Below are 16,733 nucleotides of genomic sequence, written 5' to 3' on the forward strand. Positions count from 1 at the left end.
CAGCCGATGAGCGTGCCGACCACTGAGCCGGGCCTTCGCGAGCGCAAGAAGGCGGCCACCCGCCTCGCCCTGCACGAGGCCGCCCTGCGCCTGGCCCTCGAACACGGCCCGGACCGGATCACGGTCGAGGCGATCGCCGACGAGGCCGGTGTCTCCCGGCGCACCTTCTCCAACTACTTCGCGAACAAGGAGGAGGCGCTCTTCTACGGCCAGCACCAGCGGATGCGGCAGGTGCTGGAGATCATCCGGGCTCGGCCCCGCGACGAACCGCCGTGGCACGCACTCACCGCGGCCGCCGCCGAGTTCTACGGCGCGAGTGGCGACCTGGATCCGGAGTGGACGGCGCGCACCCGCCTGATGCGCCGGCACCCGTCCCTCGCCGCCGCGCAGATGCAGACCTTCGCCGCTATGGAACGCGAGATCGGCGCGGAGGTCACGGCCCGGCTGGGCCCGGGCGAGGACCCCACGGGGGTACGGGCCAAACTGCTCGCGGCCACTTTCCTGGCCGCGTTGCGGGTCGCGTTGACGGCCTGGCTGGAGCACCCCGCCGACTCGACCTACTGGGAGGTGGCGAGCGAGGCGCTCGCCGAGGCCGGCCGCGGGTTCGCCTGACGCACGACGGGTGCGGCCGGTCAGCGGGTGGCGAGGCCGCCGAGGAGCAGGACCAGCTGCCGGCGCCAGGCCTGCGGATCGGCGGAGTGCTGGGCCACCCCGGCGTTCGCCATCATCAGCAGGGCCAGGTCCTGCCGGGTGAAGTCGGAGCGCAGCCGGCCGGCCCGCTGGGCGCGGACGATCACGTCGACCGCACGCCGCTGTGCGGCGGCGCGCAGCGCGGCGAGCCGTTCGTCGTCGTCGAAGGCCGTGGTGACAAGCAGTTCCGCGAGGCCCCGGTCGGTGGCCTGCAACTCGCACACCCGGGTGAGGTAGCCGACGAACGCGGCCCACGGGTCCGGATGCTCCAGGGACTGCTCGGCGAGCCGGACCGCGGCCGTCATGTGACCGGCGAAGACCTCGGCGATCAGGTGCCGCCGGCTGGGGAAGCGGCGGTAGAGGGTGGCGTTGCCGACCCCGGCGCGCCGGGCGATCTCGTCCAGCGACGCGTCCAGGCCGTGCTCGGCGAAGACTTCCCGAGCGGCGGCGAGCAGAGCGGCGCGGTTCCGTCGGGCGTCCGCGCGCAGGCGGGTGGCCATGGGCATGAGGATACGACGTCCACCGGGAAAGACGGAGATCCAATGTTACGGTCCGGACGATCATTCGTGACGGTCGTGGAGGTACTCGCATGCGGCAGCTTCAGGTGGACGTCCCGGCGGCGGACGGGACTGCCGACGCCTACCTCGTCATGCCGGACGGCGGTGGCCCGTACCCCGGTGTGCTGCTCTTCATGGACGCGTTCGGCCTGCGTCCGCAGATCCTGGGGATGGCCGCCCGGATCGCCGCGCGGGGTTACGCCGTGCTGGCCCCGAACATTCTGTACCGCAGCGCGGCCAGCCCTCTCGTCGAACCGGAGGACCTGGTCGAGGAGGATCGCCGGGGCGCCGCGTTCCGCCGGTTGATGCCGATGATGGCCGCGCTTACCGCCGACCGTCTCGTCGCGGACACCCGGCACTACCTGGACTTCCTCGCCGCCGTACCGGGTGTGGGGGACGGACCGGCGGGCATCGTCGGGTACTGCATGGGCGGCCGGAACGCGCTCGTCGCGGTGAGCGCGCTGCCGGACCGGTTCGCCGCGCTCGCCAGTTTCCACGCGGGGCGGCTCGTCACCGACAGCCCGGACAGCCCGCACCTGGCCGTCGGCAAGATCAGCGGCGAGGTCTATTTCGGACACGCCGACAACGACGGTTCGATGACGCGCGAGAACATCGCGGCGCTGGAGGCGGCGCTGGCGGCGGCGGGCGTCACCTACACCTCGGAGCTCTACGAGGGCGCGCCGCACGGCTTCACCATGGCGGACACCGCGATGCACGACGAGGCCGCCGAACAGCGGCACTGGACGGCGCTCCTCGCGTTGCTCGACCGGGCGCTGCCGGTCAGGTGAGGCAGAACTCGTTGCCCTCCGGGTCGGTCATCACGAACCACGAGAACGGTCCCTGCTGACCGGCCCGGACGAAGGTGGCCCCGCGTCCGACGAGCTTGTCGCGCACGGCCTCCCGCGCCTCGTCGCCGACCCGGACGTCGAGGTGCAGGCGGTTCTTCACCGACTTCCCCTCCGGGACGGCCTGGAACAGGATCCGCCGCCGACCGCCGCCGTCCGGGTGCACGACCGCCCCGCCGATCCGCCACACCAGCGCGCCGTTGTGCCGTTTCGTGTCCTCCACGCGGGCGTGACCCTTGGCGACCATGTCCTCGATGAACGCCTCGTCCTGCGGCTCCACCTGCCAGTCGAGGGTCTCGGCCCACCAGTCGGCGAGGGTGTGCGGATCGGCGCTGTCCACCACGATCTGGATGTCGTAAGGCATGAGCCGCACGCTACCCACGAAACCGGACAGATTACGGCCTAATTGTCGTAGAGACCGGGGAAGAAGCGGTCTACGGCCGTCACGTCGTACACGTGCCTGATCTCGTTGATCGACCCGTCCGCCACCGCGAGAAACTCGACGAGCCGGGCCGTGCCGAACGGCGCGATGAGGTCGTAGACGAGCGCCGCGCCGTCGATCGCGTCGGTCCGCGCGATCACCTCGACCCGGTCCGCGAAGGCGGCGATCCGGTGCAGCACCTGCAACAGTTCCTCGTCGTCGACGGGGGCGTCGAGGTTCCACTCGGCCTCCACGTCCGCGGTGAGCAGGCGGCGTGCGGCCGGCAGGTCGTCGCTGGTCCAGGACCGGATCCAGAAATCCACCACGTCCATCGCGCTCATCCGTTCAGCTCGGCGCCGGCAGCGGCGGCCGCACCGGGAAGTTCGCAACGGGAGATCATCGGGGCGCGCATCAGCCGAGAACTCCGGAGAAGAGGGCGGCCTGAGCCACCGGCATGGCCTCAGGGGCGGGTGCGAGACCCAGGAGAGCGGCGGTGGCCTGCGCGGTGCGCCGGGCGGCGAGCCCGTCACCGTACGGGTTCCCGCCGGCGGTCATGGCGTCGCGGCGCACCCGGCTGTCCAGCAGGGCCGACGCCTCCTCGACGATCCGCGCGGTGTCCGAGCCGACCAGTTTCGCGCAGCCCTCCACGCGCTCGGTCGCCGCACGCAGCACCAGTGCCGGCACCCCGAACGACGGCGCCTCCTCCTGGATGCCACCCGAGTCGGTGAGCACCAGGTACGCCTCGGACAGCAACCGGGACAGGTCCGGGTAGGACAGCGGGCCGGTGGCGGTGACCCGCTCCACGCCGGTCAGCGCGGCGTCCACCTGCGCGTGGAACGACAGGTCCGGGTGGCACGGCAACACCACCTCGATGTCCGGGTAGCGGGCGATCAGCTGCTTGACCGCGTCCAGGATCCGGCTCAGTGGCTCGCCCCAGGATTCGCGGCGGTCGGCGGTGACCAGGACCAGCCGCTTGTCGCTGCTCGTCCCGCGCTTTGTGACGCGGCCTGTCTCGCGGTCCGTTTCGCGCTTTGTCCCGCGGTCCGTCTCGCGCTGTGTCTCGCGGTCCGTTTCGCGCTGTGCCGCGCGCGCCGCCAGCAGCGGGTTCTCGAACGGCATCCGGCGGCCGGCCATCGCGAGGGTCGCGTCCACCACGGTGTTGCCGGTGATCAGGACGTCGGTGTGGGCGATCCTCTCGTCCAGCAGGTTCATCGCGGCCGGCGGCGTCGGCGCCAGGTGCAGCGTGGCGACCTGGGCGAGCAGGCGGCGGTTCGCCTCCTCGGGGAACAGCGGGTCCAGGTCACCGGAGCGCAGACCGGCCTCCAGGTGGACGACCGGGATGCGGCGCCAGAACGCGGCCAGGGCACCGGCCAGGCTCGTCGTGGTGTCGCCCTGCACGATCACGGCGGCCGGGGTGCGTACCGACCAGATTTCGTCGAGCTCGCGGACCATCGCGGTGAGCGGTTCGGTCTGGCTGCCTTCGACGGTCAGCGTGATGTCCGGTTCGAGGCCGAAGGCGGTGAGCACCGCAGTGACCGTCGCCGGGTGCCGACCACCGGCGAGCAGGACCGGCCGCAGCAGGCCGGCCTCCCGCATGGCCAGAGCGACGGGGGCGAGCTTGACCGCCTCGGTACGGGTGCCGCCGATGAGGTGGACCTCGGGTCGCGTGCGCATCGTGCCGGTGGTCGTGGCCGGTTCGCCGGTGTTTTCGCGCTTCATGGGGAGCCGTTCTTTCGCGAGGGGGCGGGATCGGGGCCAGGCTGCGGAGGGCTGGCGGCGTTCAGCGCCTCGCTCCTGCGCCGGCGCGCCCCGGGAAGCTCGCGGCGCATCAGGTGCAGCCGCGGGTTCGCGACGATGTCGGCTGCGGACATCCTCACCCCCCACGTTCTCGTCACGGAAAGTGATTTCCGCCAATCTGGCGATCTGTTCTCTCAGACGTAATAGGACATTAAGTTGCTACGGAGCGTGACTCAAGCGCGGTGAGAGGGTCGACGGCGAATGCTGACCGAAAGGTCTAACACAGACGCCTCGGACCGCTCTCGCTGGCGAAAAGGGGACGCAGAATGTCGGAATTAGAAGCTTATGAAGGCGCTGCTGTGTGCGTCCCCGCAATTGCGGACGGTAACTGCGGAGTGAGGTGAGGGGAGATGCTAGCAGTCACTAAGAGTGATTCAACCGCTGCGGTCCAGAGTTATCGGTTTTCAACTCTTGCTCAATCAAGTCATGATGTTGAATAGCGATCCCTGGAGGACACCATGGTCGGTCCTGCTTCCTCGAACCTCCTGATGGCCCGTCGAGACCTCCTCAAGTACTCGTCCCTCGCCGTGGGCGCGGTCGCCCTCGGCGCCTCCACCACCGGCTGCTCCCTGCTGGGCGCGACCTTCAATCCGGCGATCAACGGTTGGTTGTCCCAGATCGGCATCTCGATCGGCGCCAACCTGAGCGCCGACGGCCTGGTCAACGGATTCCAAGGCGCCTGGAAGAAGTGGGGCGACGGTGTCAAGAAGCTGATCGAAGATGCGCCGAAGGAGTACCGCTACCGCGAGACCTGGTGCCACGACGGGCCGCCCGTAATCCTCGGCGGCACCTCGGACGACTTGGACCACGGCGACCCGATGAACGACAGCCTGGTGGCCTGCGTCGAAGACGGCACGAAAGCCGTCGTCCTGGAGGCGTGGGCATGGCAGGCCGTCGCCATGTACATCAACGACCTGACCGCGGACAAGGAAGACGACGACTTGGCGCAGGCGCGACGGTTCTGCGCGCTCAGCCTGATCCCGTGCGGCACCGATCCCCAGTCCGGCGAGGCGCCGGCCGGCACGTTCGGCTACATCTCCTATCCGGCGATCAACGGGCAGGTGGAGATCGCCTGGGCCAAGAACACCGACGGCACGCGGTACGCGCACATCACCGCGACCGGCATCCCGGACAAGGACGGCCAGGCAGTCGCCAAACGTTTCGACCTGCCCACGGCTGCCGCGTAAGCGCGGTTGCCGCTGACATCGACGGGATCGGCGCCGGGTCAGTCCCGGGGTGCGTCCAGCAGGGTGGGGTCGTTGCGCAGCAGGGCGGCCAGGCGGCGGGCTGCCTGCTCGGTCTCCTCGGGGCGCTCCACCTGGAGCGGGATGGGCTTCGGCAGCGGCGGCGGGAAGCCGGGCGCCGCAGCCTGCGGTCGGGCGAAGGCATCAGCCGCGGCCTGCGGCTGGGCGAAAGCGTCCACCGTGGCCTGTGGCTGGGTGAAGGCCCCCGGCGCGGCCTGGGGCGGGAACGGCGCTGCGGGCCGCGGTGCGGAAGCCGGCTGGGGTTCGGCGTGCGCGTGCATCGGCGGGTGTTCAGGCGCCTGCGACGCCGTCGGGAACGGCGGTGCCGAGAACGGGGCCTCCGAGAACGGCGGTGCGGAGAACGGGGCCTCGGGGAACGGTGGTGCGGAGAAGGGCGCCTCGGGGTGGGGCTGCGGGGGCGCGTACGCCTGGGGTGGCACCGGGGGTGGGGGTGTCGCCGCGAAGGGGTGCTGGACCGATTCGGGATGTGCCGCATACGGGTCCGGAGTGGACGACGGGGCGACGAACGGCCGTTCCGCGGTGGGCGGCTCGTGGTAGTCGAAGTCGGCAGGGCCGAACCGGTCCTGGTCGTCGTGACTGGCCCGGGGCTGCTCGGGAGCATAGGCCGGCGCGTCGTCCACATCGATCTCGAAGTCGGCGTGCACCGGTGCGGCTTCGGCGGCCCGGGTCGCGACCGTGTTGTCCGCGCTCACCTGCACGACGCCGTCCGCGAATCCGAAGTGGAGCAGCACCGGATCGCCGGCGCCCTCGACGCCGACCGTGACACCCAGCTGGGGGTGGCGGGCGATCACGGCCGCGATCGCCTCGACCAGCTCGGTCACCGCCGGCGGTGTGCCGCCGTTCTCCCCGGCGGCGCGGCGCCTCAGCTCGTCGCGCCGGGCGAGCTTGTCGAGCGCGTCGTCCAGTCCGCCTCGCACGTCACCGTCCTCATTCCTGAAGTGGTCGCCCGGAGCCCCAACTCTGCCCCCGTTCGGGCCGATTGGGAACCGTGTCCGGGCGACCCGCGCACACCCTACGGCGTCTTCATCCGGATGGCCTTGTCGAGGGCCTGGTCCAGAACGACGAGGAGGGCGTCCCGCACCGATGCCCGGAAACGCGCGTCGAACGACACGACGGGCACGTCCTCACGGACCGCCAGGGCCCAGCGGACCTCGTCGACGCTGTAGTTCATCTGCCCGTTGAAGGTGTTGATGCCGACCACGAACGGGAGCCCGGCCCGCTCGAAGTAGTCGACGGCCGGATAGCAGTCGTCGATCCGGTTCGTGTCGACCACCACCAGGGCGCCCAGGGCACCTTTGACCAGGTCGTCCCACATGAAGGCGAACCGGGTCTGACCCGGGGTGCCGAAGATGTAGAGCTTGAGCGTCTGGTCGATGGTCAGCACACCGAAGTCCATCGCGACCGTGGTGCCGGTCTTCATGGTCGCCTGACCGGGGTCGTCGATGCCCACGGACTCCGAGGTCATCTCGGCCTCCGTGGTGAGCGGCGAGATCTCGGAGATGGCGCCGACCGTCGTGGTCTTACCGACACCGAAGCCGCCGGCCACGATGATCTTTACCGGGACCGGCGCCTTCTTGGGCGCGGGAGCACCGGGTATGCGCGCGGTTCCGACAACGCGGTTAGCTGATTGATCGAAGTCCACGGATCACTCGCATGATGGTCTCGGGGTCAGGTGTGTCGTTGTCCAGCACATGGACGTCCAGTTGGCCGGTGGCCCGCAGGTCACCGACGAGGATTCGGGTGACGCCCAAGTGCAGGCGCAGCCGAGCGGAGATCTCAGCGACCGAGATCGGACTCTCCTCGCAGAGAGACACGATCGCCCTGGTTTCCGGAGATAGCCGCGACGGTGGTGCGCCGGGCACCACCGTCACCTGGGTTTCCATACCGATGTCGGGGTCGCCTCCATCGGTCCGCCCGGACGTGATGACGAACGGGCGCAGAGCGTTGGTCGAGGTCTCGACCGGCGGGTGTTCCCCGGTGGGGGTGTAGCCGCCGGTCGAGTGCTGCGGACCGGATTGCAGGAAGGGCCGGACTCCGGGCGTTGCCTGCGGAGCAGCGTCGTCGGGGTCCGGGTAGGTCATTGCTGAACGGCGTTCTTGAGCTCAGCGATAAGGCGGGGGCTCAGGGCGCCACCGGCGCGGGTGGCGAAGAGCGTCATCTCGTACGCCAGCGTGCCGAGGTTGGCCGAACGGTCCGCGATGACACCGAGCACGGAGCCGGCGCTGATCGCGGTGACCAGCAGGTAGCCATCGGCCATGTCGATGATGACCCGGTTCAGGGCTCCGAGCCGGTACCAGCTCGCGGCACCGCCGGAGAGACTGGTCAGACCGGAGACCACAGCCGCGAGGCGCTCGGCGTTGGGCCGGTCCTTGATCGCGGACATGGCCATCAGGAGGCCGTCCGAGGAGACGGCGATGGCCTCGATCACGCCCGCTGTACCGGAGGTGAAGGAGTCCAGCAGCCAGTTGAAGGTCTTGGCTTCAGCGCTGAGCTGACTTTGCGCGGTGGGGTAGGGGGAAGTCATCGCGGTTGTCCCTCGTGTTGTGGCTGGCTTTCGTTCAGCGCGAGTGCGACGCCGTACTCGAACTGATCCATCAGAGCCCGCGCGGCTTCCGGGTCCAGCTGGGCCGGGGCCGGGGGCGGGGTCGGACGGTGCGGCTCGTCACGCGGCAAGGTGGCGCCGGGTACTCGACGAGTCAGCGGGGTGCTGCCGGCCGTGGTCGGCGGGGCCGGCGGCACCGGTTCGGCCACCGGGGTGTTCCACGACGCGCTGCTGGCGGCAGCGGGAGCCGGGGCGTCCCACGGTGCGGTGCTGGGCGCCGGCACGTTCCACTCAGGCTGGCTGGCCTGCGGTGCCGGGGTGTTCCATTCGGCCTGCGGCGCGGGGGTGTTCCATTCGGCCTGCGGCGCAGGGGTGTTCCATTCGGCCTGCGGGGCCGGGCTGTTCCACTCGGCCTGCGGGGCCGGGCTGTTCCACTCCGTCCGGCTGGGCTGCGGCACCGGCATGGAGACGCTCGTGTCACCGGCGTCGGAGTGAGCCCGGCTGACGCCGGCTTCGAACGCCTCGAACGCGGCCCGGGCGGCGAACGCGTCGTCCGCCGAGGGCGCCTTGGCGTGCTGCTGCGGAGCGGACTCGGCGGGCAGCTGGCTGCCGGGGACCCGGCGGCGCAGCGGCGCCGCGTTGCCGTTGCCGTTCTGGGCCGGCGCGCTGGGGCCGGTGGCCGCCGCGTTGCCGAAGTTGTCCGCGGTGCGCTGCTGCGGCAGTCGCGGCGCCTCCGGGGGAACGGCTGACGCCATCGGGGCCTCCACGGCGGGGACGGGCGTGTCCCAGGCCGGTTGTGCGTCGTTCCAGCTCGGCTGGACCGGGGACTCGGTGCTCCAGGACGGGCTGGCGGGCAGCTCCGGCAGCGCGGCCGGGACCCGGCCGGCGACCGGCGTTCCCATGTCGTACGACGGCACCGGGTCCGCGTGGATCGGGGCGGAGGGCTCCTGGTACGCGATGCCCGGCGAGTAGATCGGCTCGGCGTCGTAGATCGGCGCGTTGTCGTCGACGGCCGGGGAGACCGGCTGCGGCGCGAACGCGTTCCACGAGTGGGTGCTCTCCAGCGTCTGCGTGGCCCGGTTCAGGACGTTCGGGTCGAACGGCTGGGCGCTGCCCGGCACCTGCCGGACACCGGCACTGGTGATCGCCACCTCGGTGGTGTTGCCGCGCAGCGCGCCGGAGTAGGCCGGCGCCGGCTCGGGCGCCGCGAACTGCGGTGCCTGGTACGGCGACTGGTACTGCGGCGCCTGGATCTCCGGTGCGGCAGGCGGAGCGGGGAACGCCGGGGCCGGCGCCGCGCTCAGGTTCTCCACCCGGGAGATCAGGTGCGACGGGTTGAGGTCGACCCAGGCGGTCAGACCGCCGTCCGGCGTGTCGGTCAGGGTGACCTCGATGCCGTGCCGGCGGGCCAGCCGGCCGACCACGAACAGACCGAGAACCTCCGTGGGCGCCAGGTCGAGGCGCTCACGGCGGGTCAGCCGGGCGTTCTCCTCGGCCAGCCGCTCGGGCGCGAGGCCCAGGCCGTGGTCGATGATCGCGAGACGGGCGCCGCCGCGCAGTTCCTCGGCGGAGACGGTCACGGTGGTGTGCGGCGGGGAGAACGCGGTCGAGTTCTCCAGCAGCTCGGCCAGGAGCAGCGTCAGGTCGGCCAGGACGGCCGGGACCACGACGATGTCCTCCGGCACGTCGACCTCGACGCGGGTGTAGTCCTCGATCTCACCGAGGGCGAGACGGACCACGTCCGAGAGGGGCAGCGGCGCCATGTGCTCGTTCGCACCGGCGCCACCGGAGAGTACGACGAGCGCGGACGCGTTCCGGCGCAGACGGCTGGACATGTGGTCCAGCCGGTAGAGCTCGCGCAGGCGGTCGCTGTCGGTCTCCTTGCGCTCCAGCCGGTCGATCAGGGAGAGCTGACGGCCGACCAGGTTCTGCGTACGCCGGCCGACGTGACCGAACATCTGGGCGACGTTACGGCGGCCGACCACCTGCCGCTCCACCAGCCGGGCGGCGGTGGTCTGCACGCGGTCGAACGCGCGGGCCAGGTCACCGATCTCGTCCCGGGCCTCCACGTCGACCGCGTCGAGCCGGATCGGGCGGACCTGGGCCTCGGCCTCGTCGTCGGCCACCCGCTCGAGCTCGGCCTCGGCGGCACGGGCGATGCGGTCGGCGGAGACGGTGAGGCGGCGCAGCGGCCGGGCGACCGCACGCGCCATGAAGATGCTCAGCGTGATGACCAGGATGAGCAGCAGGAACGAGCCACCACCGATGAGCAGTGCCTGCCGGATGGCGCTTTCCCGGTTGTTCTGCGTGGTGATGTCCACGTCCTTCGCCACGCGCTTCTCGACGAAGCTACCGAGGACGGTGACGGACTGGAGCGAGGGGAACAGGCGCCGGGCGTCGAGACCCTGCAGAGCCTTCGCCGGGTTCTGGGCGACAGTGGTCTGGAACTCGGTGCCCACGCGGGAGGCGAACGCGTCCTGCGTGTTGATGTAGAGCTTGTACTGCGCGTCGGTGAAGTACACCCGGGACGTCGAGATGATCGACTCGATCTGGCTGAACGTCGAGCTGAACGCGCCGAGCAGCAGGCTCGCCTGCTGCTGACCGCCCCGGCCGGCGACCACGGCGGCGGCCAGGTAGCAGGACGCCTGGCCGATCAGGTCGTCGGAGCGCATGGCGCGCTCCAGGGCGTAGATCTGGCGGCCGACGCCGGTGGTCAGGTCGGCCTTGGTCTCCAGACCCAGACCGTCGATCAGCGGGGTGACGACCTCGTTGTAGTCCTCGACCACCGCGTTCGGGTCGGTGACGGCCTTGTTCAGGATGTTCTGCCGGGTGACGTTGAGCTTCGCGGCGCCGGAGATGGTGCGGCGGAGCTGCTGCGGCATGTCCTCGATGTCGGCGAGCTGCGCCAGCGACTCGATGGCCTCACCGCTCTGCACCACGTACGTGGGCCGGTCGACCACACCGAGCAGATAGCCGACCGCGAGCAGCCGCTCCTCCTGCAACTCGATGAGCGTCGAGCTGACCTCGGTGGCGAGCCGGACGGTGTCGGAGGTCTCTTGGGCGACGCGGGCTGCCTCGACGCGCTCGTAGATGACCGGGATGCTCAGGCCGACGACGCCGAGCAGCGGTACGAGCACCAGCAGGGCGAGCTTGCCCAGGATGCGGAACTTACCGAAGAGCACCGGAACGCTCCCGCCGCGCGCTGTCGGCGCCGTAGTTGGGGATCTCGCCGTAGGCCGGCACCGGGTCGTAGGGGCTGCCGCCGTCGCTCTGGACCGAGACGTCGCGGGCCGGGCCGGAGTCGGGGCCCGAACCGGTCTGGACGGCGCGGGCGCGGGTCCAGACGGTGGCGACGGCGATCAGGGCGATCGCGACGGCCAGCAGGCCCCAGGCCTCGGCGCGACGGTAGTTGACGTCGTCGATCCGGTTCTCGAGCAGCGTGGACATCTCCTTGAGCACCACACCGGAGAGCGCGTTGAGCGCGGTCTGCAGGGTGCTCTGCGCGGTCACCATGGCGGAGACGTTCGGTGAGCCGCCGAAGTTGGCGCCACGGTTGGCGTCCTCGATGCCGCGCTTGAACGAGTTCAGGTTGCTGACCAGGTTGCCGGCGAGCGTGGGGCTCTCGGTGTCGTCGACCGCGTCCTGCAGGTTGTCGGTGAGGTCGTCACCGGCGGACTGGACGGCCAGCACCTCGTAGCCGAACCGGGTGTTGAGCGCGACCTTCTGCTTGGACTTCGCCGCGGCGACCATGTTGGCGGTGTCGCCCATCCGGCTCACCGCGGTCACGGCCTCCGGCATGTTGACGGCGGCGGCCTCCTGGAGGAACCAGATGTCGCTCTCCTCGTCGCGGTTCAGCGTGGAGTTCTGCCGGACCGTGTCGTAGAGCGCGAGGGTGAGGTCGGAGACCTCGACGTGTGCCTCGTAGATCGTGGCGGAGTCACCGGTGACGCCGGGGAGGCGGCCGATCTTCTCCTTCAGGTTGGCCCAGCGCTCCGAGGTGTCGAGCGCTTCACCGATCCGCTCGTCGACCTCCTGCACGCGGGCGACGCCGGCGGTCAGCGAGGCCGGCTCCTGGGCGACGCCCTGCAGTGCCGACGACTGGGACTCCGCGAGCGCGCTGACCAGCGGCGCGAGCGCCGTCAGGTATTCGACGCCCTGCTGTTGGAGCTGCAGCCGGTCCCGCTGGTCCGTATTGTCGTTCAAGACACGCAGGAACAGGGCTGCGGCCGGCAGCAGGACGAGGACCGTCAGCACCACCGCGAGGGCGGAGCGTAAACGGGCTCGCCGGCTGTTCACCGAGACTGACATTGCTTTAGTCCTCCGCCATGCACACGCGATGGGCCATTAAAGTGGCTACAGAGAGTAGCCATGCGGGCGCACCGATCTGGGTCAATCTATCCGAGAAAACCTCAGAAAACCCCTTTCCAAGGGTCAGAGTTGTCTCGGCTGATCGGGGGATACGCGACGCCGCCGACTCGGTTGTACGGACGTCCGAGTTCGGGCCGCTTCATTGAGATCGGCCCAGTCCACGGGGCCCGGTGGGTGAGTGACGAGCGCCGCGCCAGATCGTATCCACACCTCGGGCAGCGCGTGAATATGAGTTCTACTTCGGATTTGTTACGTCTTCCTCGACCATTGTTGACTGATAGTGATGGCTCCATTGCTCTGCGTTTGGATATAGCGGAGAGTGTTCGCCCGTACACAAAATGGTGGGTCCCTCCGTCCCGATTTCGGTACGGAGAGACCCGAATGACTCAAGTTCGGGCCAGGGCCTTCCGGAGCGGATCGAGTCCCAGCGAGCCGAGGTTCAGAGCGTCCCGATGGAACGTCTTGAGGTCGAAGTCACTGCCTTTGCGGAGCTTCGCCTCATCCCGGGCCTGCATCCAGATGCGCTCGCCCACCTTGTACGACGGCGCCTGCCCCGGCCACCCCAGGTAACGCTTCCACTCGAACCGGAGGACCTCCTCGTCCATCCGGGTGTGCGCCCGCAGGAACTCCCAGCCCAGCTCCGGCGTCCAGCGGCGGCCCGGCTCGAAGCCGAACGGGTTGTCCCGCGGGATCTCCAGCTCCAGGTGCATGCCGATGTCCACGATCACCCGCGCCGCCCGGAGCGCCTGCGCGTCGAGCATGCCGAGCCGGTCGCCGGGATCGGTCAGGTAACCCAGGTCCTCCATCAGGCGCTCGGCGTAGAGCGCCCAGCCCTCGCCGTGCCCGGAACACCAGCAGAGCAGCCGCTGCCAGCGGTTCAGCGAGCCGGCCCGGAGCAGCACCTGGCTCATCTGGAGGTGATGGCCAGGGACGCCCTCGTGGTAGACGGTGGTGACCTCCCGCCAGGTGGAGAACGTCTCCTGCCCCTCCGGCACGGCCCACCACATCCGCCCGGGACGGGAGAAGTCCTCGCTCGGGCTGGTGTAGTAGATGCCGCCGTCGCTTGTCGGCGTCAGGCAGCACTCCAGTTTCTGGGCCGGCGGCTCGATGTCGAAGTGGGTGCCGTTCAGCTCGCTTATCGCCCGGTCGGAGAGGGCCTGCATCCAGTCCCGGAACTCCTCCTTGCTGCCGATGTTGCGGGCCGGGTCGGCGTCCAGCCGGACGACCGCCTCGTCCACCGTCGCGCCCGGCCCGGCGATCTCGGCGGCCACGGCCCGCATCTCCCGCTCGATGCGGTCCAGCTCGGCGAAACCCCAGAGGTACGTCTCGTCCAGGTCCACCGCGGCGCCGAGGAAGTACTGCGAGGCCAGGGCGTACCGCTCCAGCCCGGCGGCCTCCTTCTCCCGGCCTCGCGGCGCGAGCTCGTCGCGCAGGAACGCACCGAAGCCGGCGGTCGCCTCGGTCGCGGCGGCCGCTCCCCGGCGCAGCTCGGTCTCCAGGGCGCCGGAGACCCGGAGCCGGCCGGCCAGCCCGTTGAAGAAGTCGTCGCGGTCCGGGGCGGTCCAGGCCTGACACTGCTCGGCCACCGCGAGCAGCTGGGCGCGGGCGCTGATCAGGCCCTTGTCGGCGCCCTCGAGCAGGGTCCGGCGGTACTGCCGGAGCGCCTCGGGCAGCGCGGCCAGCCGGGCGGCGATGTTCGACACCGCCTCCTCACCCTCGGCCGGCATCATGTCGAAGGCCATCCGCAGCCCGTGCAGGCCGCTGGTGATCACGCTCACCTCGGTCGCGGTGTGCCCGGCGTCCAGGCGGGCCAGCTCCAGGCCGAGACGTTCCAGCATGGCGTCCTTGGCGACCTGCTCGGACTCGTGCTCCGGCTCGGTCACGTCCAGTTCGTTGACGGTACGGCGGATCAGCTCGGCCTGTGCGGCGAAGCCCTCCGGGGAGAGGTCGTCGGTCCTGTCGTCATAACCGGAGATGCCGACCGCGGTCGCCCCCGTGGGGTTGAGAGCGGCCCACTCATCGACGTAACGGTCGGCGATTTCGTCAATTCGTCCCACCTCGCCGACCCTACGGGACAGCGGCGTGCCCACGGGTCCACTCGAGGAGGCGGTCGGCCGGCCAGGTGTTGACCACCCGGTCCGCCGGCACGTCGCAGAGCGCCGCCCGCTCGCAGCCGAACTCCAGCCAGTCCAGCTGGCCGGGCGCGTGCGCATCGGTGTCGATGCTGAACAGGCAGCCGGCCTCCACCGCGACGGTCAGCATCCGCTTCGGCGGGTCGAGCCGGTCCGGCCGTGAATTGATCTCGATGGCCTTGCCGTGCTCCACCGCCGCGGCCAGGACCTTCTCCAGGTCGAACGTGCTCGGCGGGCGGGTCCGTGCGGCCCGGTGGGCGGCGTCGCCCTCACCCTTCGCGGACACCTTGCGCCCGGTCATGTGCCCGAGGATGTCCAGATGCGGGTTGGCCAGGGCGGTCACCATCCGCCGGGTCATCCGGGCGGACTCGTCACGCAGCTTGCTGTGCACCGAGCCGACCACCACGTCGAGCCGGGCCAGCAACTCGTCCTCCTGGTCCAGCGAGCCGTCGTCCAGGATGTCCACCTCGATGCCGGTGAGTATCCGGAACCCCTCGGGCAGCGCCGCGTTGAGTTGCGCCACGTGGTCGAGCTGGCGGCGCAACCGGTCGGCGGTCAGGCCACGGGCCACGGTGAGGCGCGGCGAGTGGTCGGTGAGCACGAAGTACTCGTGGCCGAGCTCGGCGGCGGCCAGCGCCATCTCCTCGATCGGGGAGCCGCCGTCCGACCAGTCGGAGTGCACGTGGCAGTCGCCGCGCAGCGCCGAGCGCAGCTGGGCGACGGCCGCCGGCAGGTCGGCGCCCTCGGTGCTCACCAGCCGGCGCAGGTAGACCGGCTCCTCGCCGGCCAGCGACTCGGCGACGCAGCGGGCGGTCACCTCGCCGACGCCGGCCAGTTTCGCCAGGGTGCCGGCCTCGGCGCGGGCGGCCAGCTCGTCCGCCGGGGTCTTCGCGACGGCCGCGGCCGCCGACCGGAAGGCCTTCACCCGGTAGGTCGCCTCGTTCGCCCGTTCCAGCAGGAACGCGATGCGCCGCAGATCGGCGACCGGGTCACGGGATGCCATCCGGACAGATTAAGCCGTGTCCAGCCGATCTCGTGGGACACGGCCGCGGGCGCCGTCAGGCGGCGGCTGGGCCACGCCGGAGCCCCGCGAAGATCGGCAGGACACGGCCTAAGGTGGTCGGAATGCGGACGATCGATTGGGTGAACGGCGCTGTCGAGATCATCGATCAGACCGCCCTGCCGGGCGAGCTGCGGGTTCTGCGGCTGCACACGGTGGGCGAACTGATCGCGGCGATCCAGTCACTGGCGGTCCGGGGCGCACCGGCCCTCGGCGTGGCCGGCGCCTTCGGGGTAGCCCTGGCGGCCCGGGTGCATCAGGACGATCCGGCGGCGCTGGCGGTGGCCGTACAGAAGATCGAAAGCGCACGCCCGACGGCGGTGAACCTGGCCCGCGGCGCGCAACGTGCCGCCCGGCTGCTGCCTCTCGGCCCGGACGCGGTGCTCGCCGAGGCCTGCGCGGTCCGCGACGACGAGGTCGCGGCGTCGCACGCGATGGCGACCCGCGGCGCCGACCTGGTGACCGAACTCTGCGGTGACCGGCCCAGGCTGCTCACCCACTGCAACACCGGTGGGCTGGCCGCTGTCGTCCTCGGCACCGCGCTGGGCGTGGTCGGTGAGCTGCACCGGCGGGACCGGCTGGCCGGGGTGATCGCCAGCGAGACCCGGCCGCTGCTCCAGGGCGCCCGGCTGACCTCCTGGGAACTGACCCGGTGGGGGATCGAGCACCGGGTCGCGGTCGACTCGGCCGGCCCGTTCCTGATGGCCCGCGGTGAGGTCGACGCGGTGATCCTGGGCGCCGACCGGATCTGTGCCAACGGCGACGTGATCAACAAGATCGGGAGCTACGCGCACGCGCTCGGCGCCCGGCGGGCCGGCATCCCGTTCCTCGTGGTGGCGCCGGAGTCGACCGTCGACCTGGACACCGCCGCCGGCACCGAGGTGGAGATCGAGGACCGGGGCGCGGCCGAGGTCACCGCGCACGGCGACGCGGTGAACCCGGCCTTCGACATCACCCCGCACGACCTGGTCACGGCGATCGTCACCGACCGGCGGGTGATCCGCCTCGATCGGGGCGAGACCACGGCTTGAGCCAGGCGGTCTCCGGCCAGCCCTC

Annotated in this window: 16 protein-coding genes; 4 read left to right on the forward strand and 12 right to left on the reverse strand. The window is 70.8% G+C overall.

What is annotated here, in order from left to right:
• Window positions 1-6 precede the first annotated feature (6 nt).
• Window positions 7-612: a TetR/AcrR family transcriptional regulator gene (locus LPA41_RS01120; protein ID WP_229067620.1), complete on the forward strand. Its 606-nt coding sequence runs from the start codon at window positions 7-9 to the stop codon at window positions 610-612.
• 20 nt (window positions 613-632) lie between these two features.
• Here LPA41_RS01120 and LPA41_RS01125 read toward each other — a convergent pair whose 3' ends face one another.
• A complete protein-coding gene (locus LPA41_RS01125; protein ID WP_229067622.1) occupies window positions 633-1,190 on the reverse strand; it encodes a TetR/AcrR family transcriptional regulator in 558 nt (185 codons plus the stop codon).
• A gap of 89 nt (window positions 1,191-1,279) precedes the next feature.
• Here LPA41_RS01125 and LPA41_RS01130 point away from each other — a divergent pair, with 89 nt between their 5' ends.
• Window positions 1,280-2,035, forward strand: a complete 756-nt coding sequence (locus LPA41_RS01130; RefSeq protein ID WP_229067623.1) for a dienelactone hydrolase family protein — start codon at window positions 1,280-1,282, stop codon at window positions 2,033-2,035.
• Here the strand turns inward: LPA41_RS01130 and LPA41_RS01135 are convergent.
• The 3 genes from LPA41_RS01135 to wecB all read right to left on the reverse strand — a co-directional run bounded on the left by LPA41_RS01135 (window position 2,028) and on the right by wecB (window position 4,232).
• Window positions 2,028-2,456, reverse strand: coding sequence for a VOC family protein (locus LPA41_RS01135; RefSeq protein ID WP_229067625.1), 429 nt, complete (start codon window positions 2,454-2,456; stop codon window positions 2,028-2,030). The genes LPA41_RS01130 and LPA41_RS01135 overlap by 8 nt on opposite strands.
• A 38-nt stretch (window positions 2,457-2,494) precedes the next feature.
• On the reverse strand, window positions 2,495-2,854 hold the full coding sequence (locus LPA41_RS01140) for a hypothetical protein (RefSeq protein WP_229067629.1): 360 nt from the start codon (window positions 2,852-2,854) through the stop codon (window positions 2,495-2,497).
• Between the two features lie 70 nt (window positions 2,855-2,924).
• Window positions 2,925-4,232 carry a non-hydrolyzing UDP-N-acetylglucosamine 2-epimerase gene (gene wecB, locus LPA41_RS01145; protein ID WP_229067637.1) on the reverse strand — a complete coding sequence of 436 codons (1,308 nt, stop codon included), beginning with the start codon at window positions 4,230-4,232 and terminating at the stop codon, window positions 2,925-2,927.
• Window positions 4,233-4,798: 566 nt separating this feature from the next.
• Here wecB and LPA41_RS01150 point away from each other — a divergent pair.
• Window positions 4,799-5,497, forward strand: coding sequence for a hypothetical protein (locus LPA41_RS01150; protein WP_229067643.1), 699 nt, complete (start codon window positions 4,799-4,801; stop codon window positions 5,495-5,497).
• A gap of 38 nt (window positions 5,498-5,535) precedes the next feature.
• Here LPA41_RS01150 and LPA41_RS01155 read toward each other — a convergent pair whose 3' ends face one another.
• The 8 genes from LPA41_RS01155 to LPA41_RS01190 form a co-directional block, all read right to left on the reverse strand.
• Complete coding sequence (locus tag LPA41_RS01155; RefSeq protein WP_229067645.1) at window positions 5,536-6,492, reverse strand: hypothetical protein; 957 nt, start codon at window positions 6,490-6,492, stop codon at window positions 5,536-5,538.
• A 95-nt stretch (window positions 6,493-6,587) separates the two neighbouring features.
• Window positions 6,588-7,124, reverse strand: coding sequence for an ATP/GTP-binding protein (locus LPA41_RS01160; RefSeq protein WP_374238102.1), 537 nt, complete (start codon window positions 7,122-7,124; stop codon window positions 6,588-6,590).
• Window positions 7,125-7,194: 70 nt separating this feature from the next.
• Window positions 7,195-7,656, reverse strand: a complete 462-nt coding sequence (locus LPA41_RS01165; RefSeq protein WP_229067649.1) for a DUF742 domain-containing protein — start codon at window positions 7,654-7,656, stop codon at window positions 7,195-7,197.
• Complete coding sequence (locus LPA41_RS01170; protein WP_189332222.1) at window positions 7,653-8,099, reverse strand: roadblock/LC7 domain-containing protein; 447 nt, start codon at window positions 8,097-8,099, stop codon at window positions 7,653-7,655. The genes LPA41_RS01165 and LPA41_RS01170 overlap by 4 nt, the downstream gene beginning before the upstream one ends.
• The gene (locus tag LPA41_RS01175; protein WP_229067651.1) at window positions 8,096-11,299 is read right to left on the reverse strand and encodes a nitrate- and nitrite sensing domain-containing protein; all 3,204 of its coding nucleotides are present in this window, start codon (window positions 11,297-11,299) and stop codon (window positions 8,096-8,098) included. The genes LPA41_RS01170 and LPA41_RS01175 overlap by 4 nt, the downstream gene beginning before the upstream one ends.
• On the reverse strand, window positions 11,286-12,374 hold the full coding sequence (locus LPA41_RS01180; protein WP_229067654.1) for a hypothetical protein: 1,089 nt from the start codon (window positions 12,372-12,374) through the stop codon (window positions 11,286-11,288). The genes LPA41_RS01175 and LPA41_RS01180 overlap by 14 nt, the downstream gene beginning before the upstream one ends.
• A 497-nt stretch (window positions 12,375-12,871) precedes the next feature.
• Window positions 12,872-14,542, reverse strand: a complete 1,671-nt coding sequence (locus tag LPA41_RS01185) for a DUF885 domain-containing protein (RefSeq protein ID WP_229067655.1) — start codon at window positions 14,540-14,542, stop codon at window positions 12,872-12,874.
• 10 nt (window positions 14,543-14,552) lie between these two features.
• Complete coding sequence (locus tag LPA41_RS01190) at window positions 14,553-15,620, reverse strand: PHP domain-containing protein (protein WP_229067657.1); 1,068 nt, start codon at window positions 15,618-15,620, stop codon at window positions 14,553-14,555.
• Window positions 15,621-15,742: 122 nt separating this feature from the next.
• Between LPA41_RS01190 and mtnA the strand changes: the two genes are divergently transcribed.
• Window positions 15,743-16,708, forward strand: coding sequence for an S-methyl-5-thioribose-1-phosphate isomerase (gene mtnA, locus LPA41_RS01195; RefSeq protein WP_229067660.1), 966 nt, complete (start codon window positions 15,743-15,745; stop codon window positions 16,706-16,708).
• Window positions 16,709-16,733: the final 25 nt, after the last annotated feature.

The organism is Actinoplanes sp. DH11 (genome assembly GCF_020873875.1).
Lineage (GTDB): Bacteria > Actinomycetota > Actinomycetes > Mycobacteriales > Micromonosporaceae > Actinoplanes.

Excerpts from the sequence above, each read along its gene's own strand:
- LPA41_RS01150 (WP_229067643.1), top strand. The coding sequence starts at position 4,799 with ATGGCCCGTCGAGACCTCCTCAAGTACTCGTCCCTCGCCGTGGGCGCG.
- LPA41_RS01165 (WP_229067649.1), bottom strand. The coding sequence starts at position 7,656 with ATGACCTACCCGGACCCCGACGACGCTGCTCCGCAGGCAACGCCCGGA.
- mtnA (WP_229067660.1), top strand. The coding sequence starts at position 15,743 with ATGCGGACGATCGATTGGGTGAACGGCGCTGTCGAGATCATCGATCAG.
- LPA41_RS01120 (WP_229067620.1), top strand. The coding sequence starts at position 7 with ATGAGCGTGCCGACCACTGAGCCGGGCCTTCGCGAGCGCAAGAAGGCG.
- LPA41_RS01125 (WP_229067622.1), bottom strand. The coding sequence starts at position 1,190 with ATGGCCACCCGCCTGCGCGCGGACGCCCGACGGAACCGCGCCGCTCTG.
- LPA41_RS01190 (WP_229067657.1), bottom strand. The coding sequence starts at position 15,620 with ATGGCATCCCGTGACCCGGTCGCCGATCTGCGGCGCATCGCGTTCCTG.
- LPA41_RS01140 (WP_229067629.1), bottom strand. The coding sequence starts at position 2,854 with ATGAGCGCGATGGACGTGGTGGATTTCTGGATCCGGTCCTGGACCAGC.
- LPA41_RS01135 (WP_229067625.1), bottom strand. The coding sequence starts at position 2,456 with ATGCCTTACGACATCCAGATCGTGGTGGACAGCGCCGATCCGCACACC.
- LPA41_RS01130 (WP_229067623.1), top strand. The coding sequence starts at position 1,280 with ATGCGGCAGCTTCAGGTGGACGTCCCGGCGGCGGACGGGACTGCCGAC.
- LPA41_RS01170 (WP_189332222.1), bottom strand. The coding sequence starts at position 8,099 with ATGACTTCCCCCTACCCCACCGCGCAAAGTCAGCTCAGCGCTGAAGCC.
- wecB (WP_229067637.1), bottom strand. The coding sequence starts at position 4,232 with ATGAAGCGCGAAAACACCGGCGAACCGGCCACGACCACCGGCACGATG.